Raw genomic sequence first — 14,845 nt, 5'->3', positions numbered from 1 at the left:
TCCTCCCGAAACAGCCACAGGAATATCACCGTGTCTCGTGGTTCATCCAGCGTTGTTTCGATTCCTCCAGATGTGCATGCATCATCGCCTGGGCCAGAAGCGGATTGCGCGTCTCCAGCGCCGTATAGATCGCCTCGTGTTCGGCCAAAGCAGCCCCCCAGGTCTCAGGCGTTTCGAACCGCACCCGGATCTGCGCCGACATCGGGCTGTGGCGCTCGTCGAACAGGTCGCCGACGATATGCGCCAGCACCGAATTGCCGGACTGGCTGGCGATGGTCAGATGGAAAAGCCGGTCGAGATCCAGCGCCTTGCGCCCTTCGGAGATCTCCGTGCGCATCTGGTCGAGCGTCTGGCGCAGCGATCGCAACGTCTCCGGCGTGATCCTCGCCGCCGCGAGCAGGATGACCGCGCCTTCGACGGCGGCTCTTGCCTGCATCAGCTCAAGCGGGCTTTCGCCCATCGAGCCGCTTTGCCATGGCCGCCGGTCCGGCTCGGCCGTCACGTAGATGCCCGACCCCATTCGGATTTCCACGCTTCCGTCGATTTCGAGCGCGATCAGCGCTTCACGCAAGGACGGGCGCGAGACGCCAAGCTGCTGGGCAAGCTCGCGCTCGGCCGGCAGGCGCGCGCCGGCCGGAAACTGGCCGCCCTGGATCAGCACCCGGATCTGGTCGGCTATCTGCTGATACAGCCGCCGCGGTTCTGCCGTCTTGATGGATCCGTTCATGAATTTGTTGCCCTGACAATGTGGCCTTACCATATCAGGAGGCGTGCGGAGAGCAACAAGCAAATTTCCGGCATTTGATTTTTAACGACTTTTATCCCTTTCACGTCTTCATTCTTTTGCTCTTCCCGGGTCTGTGCTGGCTTTGTTAAAAATTGGCTTGACCACTTCCATCCTCAGGTTTACCCATTATCAACGCCGGAGGGAGGAGCCGCCGGCGAAAGGGTCTGACCGGCCCGGGGAGGAAAATGTGGAAAATCGGCCAGTCGAGCTTGGGCAGAATGTGCATGGCGCCACCGTGTTGCCGGACCACGTCTCGCCGGCTTCGACGACCCAGCCGTTGCTCCGCCTCGACAATATCAGCAAGGACTTCCCGGGCGTCAAAGCACTTGCCAACGTCCATTTCGACCTCCGCCCCGGCGAGGTTCATGCCGTCTGCGGCGAAAACGGCGCCGGCAAGTCGACGCTGATGAAGATCGTCAGCGGCGTCTACCAGCCGAGCGCCGGCACGATCACCTACAAGGGCGAGGAACGGCACTTCTCCTCGACGCGGGAATCCGAAGCGGCCGGCATCGCCATCATCCACCAGGAACTCAATCTCGTGCCGCACCTCACGGTGGCGGAAAACATCTATCTCGCTCGAGAGCCGCGCCGCGGTTTCTTCGGCGGGAGCTTTCTCGTCGACCGCAAGAAGCTGCGCGCCGACGCCAAGCGCTGCCTCGACCGGCTGGGTGTAGACATCAATCCGGATCGTCCGGTGCGGGGCCTGTCCGTCGCCCAATGCCAGATGGTCGAGATCGCCAAGGCGCTGTCGCTGGACGCCGAAGTGCTGATCATGGACGAGCCGACCTCTTCGCTGACCGAGCAGGAAACAGGAAAACTGTTCAAGGTCATCCGCGACCTGAAGGCGTCGGGTGTCGGCATCGTCTATATCTCGCACCGGCTGGATGAAATGGCCGAGATCGTCGACCGGGTCACCGTGCTGCGTGACGGCCGCTATATCTCCACCGACGATTTTGCCGCCACCAGCGTCGATGCGATCGTTTCGAGAATGGTCGGTCGTTCACTGGAGGAGAAGTTTCCGGAACGGACCTCGGTGCCGAGCGACGAGGTCATCTTCTCGGCGCAAGGCCTTTCACGCGCCGGCGTCTTCCGCGACATTTCCTTCACGCTGCGCCGCGGCGAGATCCTGGGCTTTGCCGGCCTGATGGGCGCCGGCCGCACGGAAGTGGCGCGCGCCGTCTTCGGTGCCGATCCGCTCGATACCGGCACGGTCACCCTGCATGGCCATACGCTCACCATCACCTCGCCGCGCGACGCGATCGCTGCCGGCATCGCCTATCTGTCCGAGGACCGCAAGGCGCAGGGGCTGGCGATCAAGATGCCGGTCGACGCCAACATGACGCTCGCCAATATGGAGGCGGTCTCCAACCGCTTCGGCGTGATCGACTTCGCCAAGCATGCGAAGGCCACCAAGCAATATATCGATCTCCTGAACATTCGCACGCCCTCGATCAAGCAGCCGGTGCGGCTGCTTTCGGGCGGCAACCAGCAGAAGATCATCATCGGCAAATGGCTGTTCCGCAAGTCGAAGATGCTGTTCTTCGACGAACCGACCCGCGGCATCGACGTGGGCGCCAAGCTCGCGATCTACCGGATCATGGACGAGCTTGCGGCAAACGGCATCGGCGTCGTGCTGATCAGTTCCGAGCTTCCGGAAATTCTCGGAATGACCGACCGCGTCGCCGTCTTCCACCAGGGCCGTATCACCGGCGTGCTGGAGACCGCAAAGACCGACCAGGAAGAAATCATGCGATACGCCTCCGGCTATGCTCGGTCGGCAGGATGAGGGCATAACATGGCTGAGATCACCGAAGTTGCAAAACAGAAGAGCGGCGCGCTCAGCGACCGCCAGAAGGATATCATCCAGAAATTCGCCGCGCTCGGCAGCCTCTTCGTGCTGATCGGCGTGTTTTCGGCGACCAGCAGCGCCTTTTTCACCATCGACAACGGCATGACGGTGGCGTTGCAGGTCACCTCGATCGCCTTTCTCGGCATCGGCGCCACCTGCGTCATCATCACCGGCGGCATCGACCTGTCGGTCGGCTCGGTGCTGGCGCTATCCGGCGTCGTCGCCGCACTCGCGGTCAAGGATTTCGGCACGCCTGTCTGGCTCGGCATGATCTGTGGCATTCTCACCGGCTCGGCCTGCGGTTTCATCAACGGCATTCTCGTCACCAAGATGAAGCTGCCGCCGTTCATCGCGACGCTCGGCATGATGATGATCGCCCGCGGCGTGGCCCTGCAGATCACCGGGGCGCGGGCCGTCTCGGGACTTGGCGAATCCTTCGGCGAGCTCGGCAACGGCTCGCTCTTCCGGATCGTCACCATCGGCGACGACGGTTTCCCGACCATCGTTTTTCCCGGCATCCCCTACCCGGTCATCCTGATGATCGTGATCGCGATCGCCGTTTCCTACATGCTCAACCGCTCGGTGCTCGGCCGGCATATCTATGCGGTCGGCTCGAATGCCGACGCGGCGCGGCTTTCGGGCGTCAACGTCGCCCGCATCGTCAGCTTCACCTATGTTCTATCCGGCACGCTGGCAGGCCTGACCGGCTGCGTGCTGATGTCGCGCCTCGTCACCGCCCAGCCGAACGAGGGCGTGATGTACGAACTCGACGCGATCGCCAGCGCCGTCATCGGCGGCACCTCGCTGATCGGCGGCGTAGGCACCATTTCCGGAACCGCGATCGGCGCCTTCGTGATCGGCATCCTTCGCAACGGCCTCAACATGAACGGCGTCTCCGCCTTCACACAGCAGATCATCATCGGCCTCGTCATCCTGGTCACCGTATGGATCGACCAGTTGCGCAACCGCCGCTGAGATAAGGGCACGCGGACTTTTACCCGCGAGACTTCAAGGGAGTGAGGAGCTCCCCCAAACCGGCCGCTTCAGGCCAACAAAAAGAGGAGGAAGACATGAAAAAGCTTGCTGCCGCACTGCTGACATCCGTGATCGCACTGACTGCGTTCTCGGCCCAGGCTGGCGAAATCGCCGTCATCGTGAAGACCGTCAATTCCACCTTCTGGCAGAATGTCCAGAAGGGTGCCGATGCCGCCATGAAGGCCGGCGGGGGCAGCAACACCATGACCTTCCAGGGACCGGCCGCGGAATCGGCGATCGCCGACCAGGTCAACATGGTCGAGAACGCCGTCAACCGCAAGGTTTCCGGCATCGTGCTCGCGCCGTCCGATCCGGACGCCCTTGTTCCGGCCGTCAAGAAGGCTTGGGAAGCCCGCATCCCGGTCGTCATCGTCGACTCGCTGCTCGCCAAGGGCTCCGAGCAGTATTACCAGTCGTTCCTGGCGACCGATAACAAGAAGGCCGGCGAGCTTGCCGCCAAGGCCCTGATCGACAAGGTCGGCAAGGAAGGCAAGATCGCCGTGATGTCCTACGTCGCGGGTGCCGGTTCGGAAATCGGACGCGTCGGCGGCTTTACCGACTATATCAAGGCGAACTCGAAGCTGACCATCGTCGGACCGTTCTACTCGCAGTCCCAGATGGCGACCGCGCTCAACCAGACGACCGACGTGCTTGCCGCCAATTCCGACCTCAAGGGCATTTTCGGCGCCAACGAGCCGACGGCGATCGGCATGGGCCGTGCGCTGAAACAGTCCGGCAAGGCCGGCAAGGTGGTCGCGATCGGTTTTGACGGAAACCAGGACCTGCAGGAATTCGTCAAAGACGGAACGCTTTCCGCCATCGCGGTGCAGGGCTCCTTCCAGATGGGCGAACTCGGCGTCAAGACCGTGCTCCAGTCGATCAACAAGGAGAAGGTCGAAAAGTTCGTCGATACCGGTGTCGTCGTCGTCACCAAGGACAATATCGACAAGCCGGAAGCCAAGAACGTTCTCTATTAACCCTACCCCCAGCGGGCGCGCATCGCGAATGGTGCGCGTCCGTGATCCTATCCCAAAACTTCGGACGATCTCATGAAAGTCACCGAGCGCCGCAAGCTGCCCCACGCCTCCGTCGAATTAACCCAGATGGGACTCGGCTGCGCACAGATGGGCAGCCTCTACCACAAGACGTCTTACGAGGAATCGGCCGGCGCCTTTCAAGCCGCCTGGGAGGCCGGCATCCGCTATTACGATACGGCGCCCTTCTACGGGTACACCCGCTCCGAACGGCGGCTCGGCACCATGCTCACCGACCTGCCACGCGACGAATACGTGCTCAGCACCAAGGTCGGCCGCGTGATGCAGCCGGACGAGACGGTCGGTTCGCAGGAAGACGGATATGTCGAGCCGCTGCCGTTCCGGCCGGTCTTCGACTACAGCTATGACGGCATCATGTGGTCCTTCGAAGCAAGCCAGCAGCGGCTCGGCATCCTCAAGCCCGATATCCTCTACATCCACGATATCGGCAGCATGACCCATGGCGACAGGCACCAGCACTACTGGTACCAGTTGACCGCCGGCGGCGGTTTTCGCGCGCTCAAGAAGCTCCGTGAGGAAGGACTTACCAAGGCCGTCGGCCTCGGCGTCAACGAATGGGAGATCATCCGCGACGCGATGCAGGTCTTCGATATCGACGTCGCCATGCTCGCCGGCCGTTATACGCTGCTCGAACAGCAGAGCCTCGCGTTCATGGACGATTGCGCCAAACAGGGCGTCGGCATCGTGGTCGCAGGTCCGTTCAATTCCGGCCTGCTCGCCGGAAACCGTAAGTTCAACTATACCGACGCGCCGGCAGACATTCTCGCACGTGTCGATGTTTTGCGCGCAGCCTGCGAGGAAGAGGGCGTCAGCCTGCAGGCGGCGGCGTTGCAATTCCCCCTCGCCCATCCGGCGGTGGTGACCGTGGTCTCAGGCGCGCGGACCGCCGAGCAGATCAGGTCGAATGTCGCATGGCTGGAAGAAGACATCCCGGCCTCCCTTTGGTCGCGGCTCAAGGCACGCGGGCTAATCGCCGATGGGGCACCGTTGCCGGGTCAAGGAGCCTGAGCGATGCGGATCGACTCGCACCAGCATTTCTGGCGGATCGCGGACCGGACCGGCCAGTGGCCACCGGCCGAGCTTCAGGCAATTTACCGGAATTTCCTGCCCGACGACTTGGCGCCGCTTCTGGAGGCCGCCCGCATCGACGGCACGGTGCTTGTGCAGACCATGGAGAGCGAGGCGGACACAGCGTTCATGCTCGATCTCGCCGACAGGACACCCTTCATCCTCGGCGTGGTCGGTTGGACCGACATGAAGGCGCCCGGCGCGCCGGCAGCCATTGCCCGGCTTGCTCGGCACCCGAAGCTGAAGGGGCTTCGCCCGATGCTGCAGGCTATGGCCGACGACCAATGGATCGGCGATCCGGCGCTCGACGCCGCCGTCGCCGCCATGCGCGAGCACAATCTGGTCTTCGATGCGTTGGTGCTGCCGCGCCATCTCGAACCGCTGCTCGCCTTCGCCCGGCGGCAACCGGATTTGCCCATCGTGATCGACCACGGCGCCAAGCCGCCGATCGCGGAGGGCCGTTTTATCGACTGGTATACGCGCATGAAGGGGCTCGCCGGATTGCCGAACGTTCATTGCAAGCTCTCCGGCCTGCTGACCGAAGCGGGCGACCAGAAACCACAGGCCGTGCGGCCCTATGCCGAAACCATTTTCGACCTGTTCGGCCGGGAGCGGATCATCTGGGGCAGCGACTGGCCGGTGCTGCGGCTTGCCGGAGATTACCAAGCCTGGCTGGACCAGTGCCTCGACATCGTGCCTGCCGACGCTCATGACGAGGTTTTCGGGGGCAATGCCCGGCGTTTCTATCGGCTCGGAGCGTAAGAACATGCTGACTATCATCTGCGACGAACCAGGCAAACTTCGCGCCATCGACCGCCCCAAGCCTCTTCGCGGCGAGGGTGAAGTACTGGTGAAGCTGCGGCGCATCGGCGTCTGCGGCACCGACCTGCACATCTTCACCGGCAACCAGCCCTATCTCTCCTATCCGCGCGTCATGGGCCACGAGCTCGCCGGCACGGTCGAGGAAGCGCCGGCAGACAGCGCGCTTGAGGTCGGCGATACCGTCTCGATCATGCCCTACATTTCCTGCGGCCACTGCCATGCCTGCCTCAAGGGCCGAACCAATTGCTGCCGCAACCTCGGCGTCCTCGGCGTACATCGCGACGGCGGCATGACGGAATATCTGAGCCTGCCGGAGGAGTTCGTGCTGAAGGCGGGCGGGCTTTCGCTCGATCAGGCGGCCATGGTGGAATTTCTGGCGATCGGCGCCCATGCGGTTGCCCGCGCCAGAATCGAGCCCGGGCAGAGCGTGCTGGTGACCGGCGCCGGGCCGATCGGGCTTGCGGTGGCGATATTCGCGACGCTTGAGGGTGGAGCCGTGACGCTTCTCGATGGCCGTCGCGACCGGCTGGATTTCGCCCGCCAGCAGCTCGGCATCGCCTCCGCGGTTCAACTCGGTCCCGACGACGACGGGCAGCTTTCGAAGCTGACCGGGGGCGACTTCTTCGACGCCGTCTTCGATGCGACCGGCAATCCGAAGGCGATCGAACGCGGGTTCGGTTTCGTCGCCCATGGCGGCACTTACGTGCTCGTTTCGATCGTTTCGAGCGACATCACTTTTTCCGATCCGGAATTTCACAAGCGCGAGACGACGCTGCTCGGCAGCCGCAACGCGACGGCTGCGGATTTCGAGCGGGTCATGCAGGCCATGCGCGAGGGCAGGATCCCCGCAGCCCTGGTCACCCATAGAATGATATTGTCGGACGTGCCCGAGCGTTTTGCAGGGCTGACCGATCCGGCCGCCGGCGTCGTCAAGGCGCTGGTGGAAGTCTGAAGGAGACGATGATGCAGCGAATGGGCATGGTGATCGGCGTCGAGCCGCAGATGATCGCGGAATACAAGCGTCTGCACGCCGCGGTCTGGCCGGAGGTGCTGGCCCTCATCAGCCGCGCCAATATCAGGAACTACACGATCTTCCTGCGCGAACCGGAAAACCTGCTGTTCGGCACCTGGGAATATCATGGCACGGATTTCGAAGCCGACATGGCAAAAATAGCCGCCGATCCGAAAAACCAGGAATGGTGGTCTTTCACCATCCCTTGCCAGAAGCCGCTCGATAGCCGCAAAGAAGGCGAGTGGTGGGCGATGATGGAAGAGGTCTTTCATCTGGATTGAGGATTTCCTCAATCGGATTGACCGCCAGCCGGATAATTCGAGGATAAGACATGACGATCAGACTTGATGGAAAAACCGCGCTCGTGACCGCCGCAGGCCAGGGCATCGGCCGGGCAGCGGCGCTTGCCTTTGCAGAAGCCGGCGCGATGGTCCATGCCACCGATATCAACGAAAGCTTGCTCTCCGCCTTGCCGAAACTCGACAACCTGAAGACGGCAAGGCTCGACGTGCTTGACAACACTGCTATCGTTGCCTGTGTCGAGGCCATCGGCACGGTCGACATCCTCTTCAACTGCGCCGGCTTCGTGCACGGAGGCTCGATCCTCGAGATGAAGGACAGCGACTTCGACTTTGCCCTCGACCTCAACGTCCGGGCGATGATCCGCACCATCCGGGCCGTGCTGCCTGGCATGCTGGCGAAGAAGGACGGCGCGATCATCAACATGTCGTCGGTCGCTTCCAGCATCAAGGGCGTGCCAAACCGCTTCGCCTACGGCGTCACCAAGGCAGCCGTGATCGGGCTCACCAAGTCGGTGGCCGCCGACTATGTGACGGACGGCATCCGCTGCAACGCCATCTGCCCCGGTACCGTCGAAAGCCCTTCCCTGCAGGATCGCATGCGGGCGCAGGGCGATTACGACCAGGCCCGCGCCGCCTTCATCGCCCGCCAACCCATGGGCCGGCTCGGCACCCCGGAAGAAATCGCCGAGCTCGCCCTCTATCTCGCCGGCGCCACCTATACGTCAGGCCAGGCTTACGCCATCGACGGCGGCTGGACCATCTGAGGCAATACGAGAGAACCATGACCCGCATCACCGATCTTCGCGTCTTCGATCTTCGTTTCCCCACATCGCAGAGCCTCGACGGCTCGGACGCGATGAACCCGGATCCGGATTATTCGGCGGCCTATGTCATCCTCGATACCGATAGCGGAGATCTTGCGGGCCACGGCCTGACCTTCACGATCGGGCGGGGCAACGACATCTGCTGCATGGCGATCAAGGCGATGCGGCATCTGGTGGTCGGGCAGGAACTCGAGACCTTCGCCGCCGCGCCCGGAAAATTCTGGCGGCATCTGACCAGCGACAGCCAGCTGCGCTGGATCGGGCCTGACAAGGGCGCCATCCACCTTGCCACCGGCGCGGTCGTCAACGCCTTCTGGGATCTGCTGGCCAAACAGCGCGGCAAGCCGGTCTGGCAGCTGGTTTCCGAAATGTCGGCGGAGGAGATCGCCGACATCGTCGATTACCGCTACCTGACCGACGTGCTGTCGCGCGAGGATGCGCTGGCGATCCTGAAACGCGCCGAAGCGGGCAAGGCCGAGCGCATCGAGGTGCTGAAGCGCGAGGGTTATGCCTGCTATACGACCTCGGCCGGCTGGCTCGGCTATCCGGAAGATAAGCTGCGCCGGCTTTGCCACGAGGCCGTCGATGCTGGCTTCAACCATGTGAAGATGAAGGTCGGCCGCGATCTCGAAGACGATATTCGGCGCCTCACCATCGCCCGCGAGGTGATCGGCCCCGACCGTTACCTGATGATCGACGCCAACCAGGTCTGGGAAGTCGGCCAGGCGATCGACTGGGTGAACAAGCTCGCTTTTGCAAAGCCTTTCTACATCGAGGAACCGACGAGCCCCGACGATATTGCCGGTCACCGCAAGATCCGCCAAGGCATCCACCCGGTGAAGGTCGCGACCGGCGAAATGTGCCAGAACCGCATCATGTTCAAGCAGTTCATCGCCGAAGGCGCGATCGACATCGTGCAGATCGATTCATGCCGCATGGGCGGGTTGAACGAGGTTCTGGCGGTGCTGCTGGTCGCCGCCAAATATAACCTGCCGGTCTGGCCGCATGCCGGCGGCGTGGGCCTTTGCGAATATGTGCAGCACCTGTCGATGATCGACTACATCGCCGTGTCCGGTACCAAGGACGGAAGGGTGATCGAATATGTCGACCACCTGCACGAACATTTCGTCGATCCCTGCATCATCGAAAACGCAGCCTACATGCCGCCGACGCGGCCCGGTTTCTCGATCGAGATGAAGCCGCAGTCGATCGCCGGCTACACATTCAAGGGCTGATACAAAACACAGGACAAGAGGACGCCGGCATCAGCCGGCGTTCAGTTTTTCAAGCTCCGCATTCACCCGCGCACGCCATGCGCTATTCTCCATGAGAGCCTGGGGGAACAGGCCGGGAATTGCGAAGAAGGGAGCCGACGGATCGCCCGCCGTCATCCCGGCGGCGGCAGCCTTGAGCTCGACCGCGCGCGGATCGTTGATCTCGGCAGTCTTGCGGGCATAGGCGATCCAGAGGGCCACAACGTAAGCCGCGGACGACGCATCTCCACCATTTGCCAAGGCTTCCACGGCACCTGCAAAGATGCGCTGCGGCAGCTTCTGGGTGCCGTCCATGGCGATCTGCTGCGTCTTGTGGGCGATCGTCGGGTTCTCGAAGCGCTCGATCAGCTGGTCCATGTAGTGGCCAAGATCGATGCCCGGCACCGGATCGAGCGTCTTCACCGCCTCCGCCATGTGGCGGCGGACCAGTGCCCGGTATTCCGGCACGGCCATGACGTCGCGCACGAACGTGAGGTCCTTCAGCTGGCCGAGATAGGCGACCAGCGAATGAGAGCCGTTGAGCAGCCGCAGCTTCATCTTCTCGTAAGGCTCGACATCATCGACGAAAAGCGCGCCGCCGGCTTCCCATTTCGGCCGCCCGGCCAGGAAATGGTCCTCGATCACCCATTGCATGAAGGGTTCGGTGCTGAGCGCCAGCCTGTCTTCCGCGCCGATCAGCGTTTCGGCCAGCCCCCGCGTCTCGTCGGTCGCGGCCGGCACGATACGGTCGACCATGCTGGACGGAAAGGCGCCATGGCTGGCGATCCAGTTGGCGAGCGCCGGGTCGCGGGCGCCGGCCATCTCGGTCACCAGTTTTCGGACGATGCGGCCATTGGTCGGCAGGTTATCGCAGCACAGCACGGTGAACGGCGGCAGGCCCGCGGCGTGGCGGCGCGAAAGACCTTCCACCAGATAACCGATCACGCCGGTCGGCGACGCGGGATCGGCCAGGTCGGCCTTGACGGACGGATGGTTGCGGTCGAGCCCGCCGGAGACCGGATCGACGCCATAGGCCTTTTCGGTGACGGTGATGGTGACGATCCTGATCGCCGGGTCGGCCAGCAGCCCCAGGATTTCCGCCTGGTTTTCGGTGCCGGAAAGGCCCTTGACCACCGAGCCGACCACCTGCGCGCTGTCGCCGGCGGCGCTGCGTGCCACGACCGAATAGAGCCCGTCCTGTGCGGCGAGATCATGGACGATATCGACCGAACGTAAGCTGACGCCGACAATGCCCCATTCCCCGAACTGCGCCGCCAATGCCGCATCGGTATAGACTGCCTGGTGGGCGCGGTGGAAAGCGCCAAGGCCGATATGCACGATGCCGGGTTTCAGTGCGGCACGATCGTAACCGGGTGCGATGACATGGGGGGCAAGTGCGGTGGAGGCGGAAAGGCGTGGCATTCTGATCATGATACCCGGAGTTTCGCGGGCATCCTCCCTTATTGACGGAGGCAGTGATAGCCCTGCCCATGCGCATGGGTCAACGGCATGTTCTCGACATTCCTGCCGCGGAAGCGAAGAACCGTGAACTGGCGGGACTGGAGAAACAAACTGCGGCGACGCTTTCAAAACCTGCCAAATCTGATAGTCACTATTGTATTGGTTCGAGGGCACCCGGCGGATTTGCCGATCAACCCGGAACCGAGCAGATTTTCGGCGCGGGGGCGTCGTGGACAGGGGGCACGCATGCGGTTGATGACAGCTCTTTCGATGACGCTTGCCTTGGTTCTGGCCGGGGTTCTGGCCGGCTGTTCGCAGGTGGCGGAGAAGGCGGAAAACGCCGCCAACCGGTCGTTCACCAGCTATGCAATGGGCCGTCCCTATGCCGAAGTCGCCAATGTCGGCCAGTCGACGCTGGCGCGGCTTTCCGGCTCCGAGGCGACGTTCGGGCCGATGATCGGCGCGACGCAGCTGAAAAACGGCATGACGATCTACCGGCATATCGCGCCTGCCGCAAAGACCGAGTCCGCTTCCAGCTTCGGCGGACTGGTCGGCCGCTCGACGGTTTCGCAGAACAACCGGCTTTCCTATTTCCTGGTCGGCGACGACGGCATCGTCAAGGATTGGGCAACCGGTTCGGTGCAGGGCAGCGCCAGCGACTGCGTGCAATATATCGGCGGCATCATCAACCGCTGCGCCGACATGCAGCAGGTCCAAGCCTCGCTTGCGCTCTACGACATGCGCGTGACGACCAAAGGCGGCCAGCCGATTTCGGCCTGGGGAGAGCCGGCCCTGCCCTCCGCCGAGGCGCCCGCCCCCAATCCATCTGCGTCCGCGGCGCGTATGGTCCCAACCGCTGCGCACCCGGCCCGGCCGGCGACACGCTGAGCAATCCGGCTTTCGCAATACGGCGCCCCTTGGCAGGCCGGCTTCTGCTATTATCTCCGGTCTCGGCATTTGCTTTTTCACGCCAGGAGACCCTCCATGACCGCCCCGCATCCTTCGAAGACCCATATCGGCAACCACAAGCTCCACCCCGAAACGCAGATGCTGAACTACGGCTACGATCCGGAGCTTTCCGAAGGGGCCGTGAAGCCGCCGGTCTTCCTCACCTCCACCTTCGTGTTCAAATCGGCGGAAGAGGGCCGCGACTTCTTCGATTTCGTCTCCGGCCGCCGCGAACCACCGGCGGGAACGGCGGCGGGGCTGGTCTACTCGCGCTTCAACCATCCCAACAGCGAGATTGTCGAGGACCGGCTGGCGGTGTACGAGCAGGCGGAGAGCTGCGTGCTGTTCTCCTCCGGCATGTCGGCGATCGCCACGACCCTGATGGCGTTCGTCAGGCCGGGCGACTGCGTGCTGCACTCGCAGCCGCTTTACGGCGGCACCGAAACGCTGCTTTCGAAAACCTTCCTCAACATGGGCGTCGCGGCGGTCGGGTTTGCCGACGGGGTCAACGAACAATCGGTGACGGCGGCGGCCGAGGAGGCGATGGCCAAGGGCCGCGTCTCGGTGATCCTGATCGAGACGCCGGCGAACCCGACCAACAGCCTGGTAGACATGGCGATGATCCGGCGGGTGGCGGATGCTATCGGTGCAAGACAGGGGCAGACACCAGTGATTGCCTGCGACAACACGCTGCTCGGCCCGGTCTTCCAGCGGCCGATCGAGCACGGGGCGGATATCTCGCTCTATTCGCTGACCAAATATGTCGGCGGCCATTCGGACCTGATCGCCGGCGCCGCGCTCGGCGGGAAGGCGGTGATGAAACAGGTGAAGGCGCTGCGCGGGGCGATCGGCACGCAGCTCGACCCGCATTCCTGCTGGATGCTCGGCCGCAGCCTGGAGACGCTGTCGATCCGCATGGAAAAGGCCAATACCAATGCGAGAGCGGTCGCCGACTTTTTGCGCGGGCACCCAAACGTGGAGAGGATCCACTACCTGCCCTATCACGACCCGTCCTCGCCGGTCGGAAAAGTGTTTGCGGCGCAATGCGGTGGCGGCGGCTCGACGTTCTCCTTCGACATCAGAGGCGGCCAGCCGGCCTCGTTCCGGTTCCTGAACGCGCTGCAGATCTTCAAGCTGGCGGTCAGCCTCGGCGGAACGGAATCGCTTGCCAGCCACCCGGCGACCATGACCCATTCCGGCGTCCCCGCCGAGGTGCGCCAGAGGATCGGCGTGCTCGACTCGACGATCCGGCTGTCGATCGGCATCGAACATCCGGACGACCTGATCGCCGACCTGACGATCGCGCTCGACCAGGCGTGAGTTGGGCGCGCCTGGAACCCGGCGGCATCGGGGCTGTCATTCGTCTGCGTCTCCGGTTTTCCGCCTGCCATCGTATTTCGGCTCGTCGTCGTCCTCGCCGCCGAGCCGCCTCATACCCGCCAGCACCTCCTGCTGACGCGCACCGCCCGGGCCGACACAGGGCGGGAAGCTGTCGTGGTAACCCGGATTGGCGCGATATTGCGCTTCTGTGAGAAACCCTCTGCAGGCCTTGGCCCTGCGGCAGGAAGAAAGGTCGCAGGTCTTCCAGAAGCCGAGATAGGTCGTGAAATACTGGGTGAACTTCTGGAGTTCGTGGGATTTCCGGCGTCGCGGCAACGCGCTGAACTCGCCCCAGGTCAGCCCGGGCAGATAGGGCTCCCTGTCCTCTTCCTCCATGAGGCGGCGGCACTCTTCTTCGCTTCTCGCCATCGTTCCTTTCTCCCTGATCCTTCTCTTCCGACGCGGTCCCGGACATGGGGCCGCCGCGCCCTTTCTGCGACCGCTCCAAGACGTGCGCTTTCGTCCACGCGGCCGTTTCCGGCTCCCGTGTTCGGTTCTGATCCTCCCGTTCCGGCGAACCGGCATGCCCTTGCGTCCCGTCGGAGAGCCCACACGAATGCGGAACCTCGATTGATTTTTTAATGGTGGCTCCGCATTCGCGTGGCCTTCGGCGTCTTGTCGAGGCTTCCGGCCTCTACAGGTGATCATCTCGCCTCGCTGCGTGGCTTTATTCGCGCCCATCCTTTGGGGACAGGCATGCCACTTGCACGGCTCAACCGAACCGGACATGGCTGTCCGGGGGAGGCTTGATAGGAATGGTCGTCTTGCGACGAGCACTCCATGGCTTTCACCTCCCTCACCTCCCCCGCACGTTACGGATCGAATGAGGGCGCCGGCTCCCGCCTGCCCCGCGAACGTCTCGCGAAACACTCCGGCGACGGAAGCGAGGGGATTGTAGGCATGGTGGCGAGGGGTGGGGATGAACAATCGGGCAAGTTATTGAAAATGCCGGAAGGAGGCGGCCATTTGTCCTCGGGCAAGGCATAGAACTGGCGATATTGAAGGGTGTGCCGGGTGACACCCCCCTCTGCCCTGCCGGGCATCTCCCC

At 63.2% G+C, this 14,845-nt stretch carries 14 protein-coding genes; 11 read left to right on the top strand and 3 right to left on the bottom strand.

The window, feature by feature from the left end:
* Positions 1–25: 25 nt before the first annotated feature.
* Complete coding sequence (locus tag ABCW43_RS26795) at positions 26–727, bottom strand: FadR/GntR family transcriptional regulator (RefSeq protein ID WP_345930181.1); 702 nt, start codon at positions 725–727, stop codon at positions 26–28.
* 295 nt (positions 728–1,022) lie between these two features.
* Between ABCW43_RS26795 and ABCW43_RS26790 the strand changes: the two genes are divergently transcribed.
* The 9 genes from ABCW43_RS26790 (at position 1,023) to ABCW43_RS26750 (ending at position 9,989) form a co-directional block, all read left to right on the top strand.
* The gene (locus ABCW43_RS26790; protein WP_345930298.1) at positions 1,023–2,573 is read left to right on the top strand and encodes a sugar ABC transporter ATP-binding protein; all 1,551 of its coding nucleotides are present in this window, start codon (positions 1,023–1,025) and stop codon (positions 2,571–2,573) included.
* 9 nt (positions 2,574–2,582) lie between these two features.
* A complete protein-coding gene (locus ABCW43_RS26785) occupies positions 2,583–3,611 on the top strand; it encodes an ABC transporter permease (RefSeq protein WP_345930179.1) in 1,029 nt (342 codons plus the stop codon).
* Positions 3,612–3,706: 95 nt separating this feature from the next.
* A complete protein-coding gene (locus tag ABCW43_RS26780) occupies positions 3,707–4,648 on the top strand; it encodes an ABC transporter substrate-binding protein (RefSeq protein ID WP_046600539.1) in 942 nt (313 codons plus the stop codon).
* A 72-nt stretch (positions 4,649–4,720) separates the two neighbouring features.
* Positions 4,721–5,734, top strand: coding sequence for an aldo/keto reductase (locus ABCW43_RS26775; RefSeq protein WP_345930176.1), 1,014 nt, complete (start codon positions 4,721–4,723; stop codon positions 5,732–5,734).
* A 3-nt stretch (positions 5,735–5,737) separates the two neighbouring features.
* Positions 5,738–6,556 carry an amidohydrolase family protein gene (locus ABCW43_RS26770; protein WP_345930174.1) on the top strand — a complete coding sequence of 273 codons (819 nt, stop codon included), beginning with the start codon at positions 5,738–5,740 and terminating at the stop codon, positions 6,554–6,556.
* A gap of 4 nt (positions 6,557–6,560) precedes the next feature.
* On the top strand, positions 6,561–7,568 hold the full coding sequence (locus ABCW43_RS26765) for a zinc-binding alcohol dehydrogenase family protein (RefSeq protein ID WP_345930172.1): 1,008 nt from the start codon (positions 6,561–6,563) through the stop codon (positions 7,566–7,568).
* Positions 7,569–7,579: 11 nt separating this feature from the next.
* Positions 7,580–7,909 carry an L-rhamnose mutarotase gene (locus tag ABCW43_RS26760; RefSeq protein ID WP_345930296.1) on the top strand — a complete coding sequence of 110 codons (330 nt, stop codon included), beginning with the start codon at positions 7,580–7,582 and terminating at the stop codon, positions 7,907–7,909.
* Positions 7,910–7,959: 50 nt separating this feature from the next.
* Complete coding sequence (locus ABCW43_RS26755; RefSeq protein WP_345930170.1) at positions 7,960–8,694, top strand: SDR family oxidoreductase; 735 nt, start codon at positions 7,960–7,962, stop codon at positions 8,692–8,694.
* A gap of 17 nt (positions 8,695–8,711) precedes the next feature.
* Entirely contained in the window at positions 8,712–9,989 is a 1,278-nt protein-coding gene (locus ABCW43_RS26750) for an L-fuconate dehydratase (RefSeq protein WP_345930168.1), read from the top strand.
* Positions 9,990–10,019: 30 nt separating this feature from the next.
* On the opposite strand, the gene ABCW43_RS26745 is transcribed toward ABCW43_RS26750, so the two are convergent.
* A complete protein-coding gene (locus ABCW43_RS26745; protein WP_445739011.1) occupies positions 10,020–11,429 on the bottom strand; it encodes a mannitol dehydrogenase family protein in 1,410 nt (469 codons plus the stop codon).
* Positions 11,430–11,714: 285 nt separating this feature from the next.
* On the opposite strand from ABCW43_RS26745, the gene ABCW43_RS26740 reads away from it, so the two are divergent.
* A complete protein-coding gene (locus ABCW43_RS26740) occupies positions 11,715–12,356 on the top strand; it encodes a hypothetical protein (RefSeq protein WP_345930166.1) in 642 nt (213 codons plus the stop codon).
* Between the two features lie 96 nt (positions 12,357–12,452).
* Positions 12,453–13,736 (top strand): cystathionine gamma-synthase family protein, encoded by a 1,284-nt coding sequence (locus ABCW43_RS26735; RefSeq protein WP_345930164.1) that lies wholly within the window; start codon positions 12,453–12,455, stop codon positions 13,734–13,736.
* A 36-nt stretch (positions 13,737–13,772) separates the two neighbouring features.
* Here ABCW43_RS26735 and ABCW43_RS26730 read toward each other — a convergent pair whose 3' ends face one another.
* Complete coding sequence (locus ABCW43_RS26730) at positions 13,773–14,165, bottom strand: hypothetical protein (RefSeq protein WP_345930162.1); 393 nt, start codon at positions 14,163–14,165, stop codon at positions 13,773–13,775.
* Positions 14,166–14,845 lie beyond the last annotated feature (680 nt).

It is taken from the genome of Neorhizobium tunisiense, from assembly GCF_039631515.1.
Classification (GTDB): domain Bacteria; phylum Pseudomonadota; class Alphaproteobacteria; order Rhizobiales; family Rhizobiaceae; genus Neorhizobium.
This window is presented reverse-complemented; position numbering and strand designations above follow the sequence as displayed.

Coding starts and splice junctions, on each gene's coding strand:
- ABCW43_RS26760 (WP_345930296.1), top strand. CDS start 7,580: ATGCAGCGAATGGGCATGGTGATCGGCGTCGAGCCGCAGATGATCGCG.
- ABCW43_RS26765 (WP_345930172.1), top strand. CDS start 6,561: ATGCTGACTATCATCTGCGACGAACCAGGCAAACTTCGCGCCATCGAC.
- ABCW43_RS26785 (WP_345930179.1), top strand. CDS start 2,583: ATGGCTGAGATCACCGAAGTTGCAAAACAGAAGAGCGGCGCGCTCAGC.
- ABCW43_RS26750 (WP_345930168.1), top strand. CDS start 8,712: ATGACCCGCATCACCGATCTTCGCGTCTTCGATCTTCGTTTCCCCACA.
- ABCW43_RS26755 (WP_345930170.1), top strand. CDS start 7,960: ATGACGATCAGACTTGATGGAAAAACCGCGCTCGTGACCGCCGCAGGC.
- ABCW43_RS26745 (WP_445739011.1), bottom strand. CDS start 11,429: ATGCCACGCCTTTCCGCCTCCACCGCACTTGCCCCCCATGTCATCGCA.
- ABCW43_RS26775 (WP_345930176.1), top strand. CDS start 4,721: ATGAAAGTCACCGAGCGCCGCAAGCTGCCCCACGCCTCCGTCGAATTA.
- ABCW43_RS26770 (WP_345930174.1), top strand. CDS start 5,738: ATGCGGATCGACTCGCACCAGCATTTCTGGCGGATCGCGGACCGGACC.
- ABCW43_RS26780 (WP_046600539.1), top strand. CDS start 3,707: ATGAAAAAGCTTGCTGCCGCACTGCTGACATCCGTGATCGCACTGACT.
- ABCW43_RS26795 (WP_345930181.1), bottom strand. CDS start 727: ATGAACGGATCCATCAAGACGGCAGAACCGCGGCGGCTGTATCAGCAG.
- ABCW43_RS26735 (WP_345930164.1), top strand. CDS start 12,453: ATGACCGCCCCGCATCCTTCGAAGACCCATATCGGCAACCACAAGCTC.
- ABCW43_RS26740 (WP_345930166.1), top strand. CDS start 11,715: ATGCGGTTGATGACAGCTCTTTCGATGACGCTTGCCTTGGTTCTGGCC.
- ABCW43_RS26730 (WP_345930162.1), bottom strand. CDS start 14,165: ATGGCGAGAAGCGAAGAAGAGTGCCGCCGCCTCATGGAGGAAGAGGAC.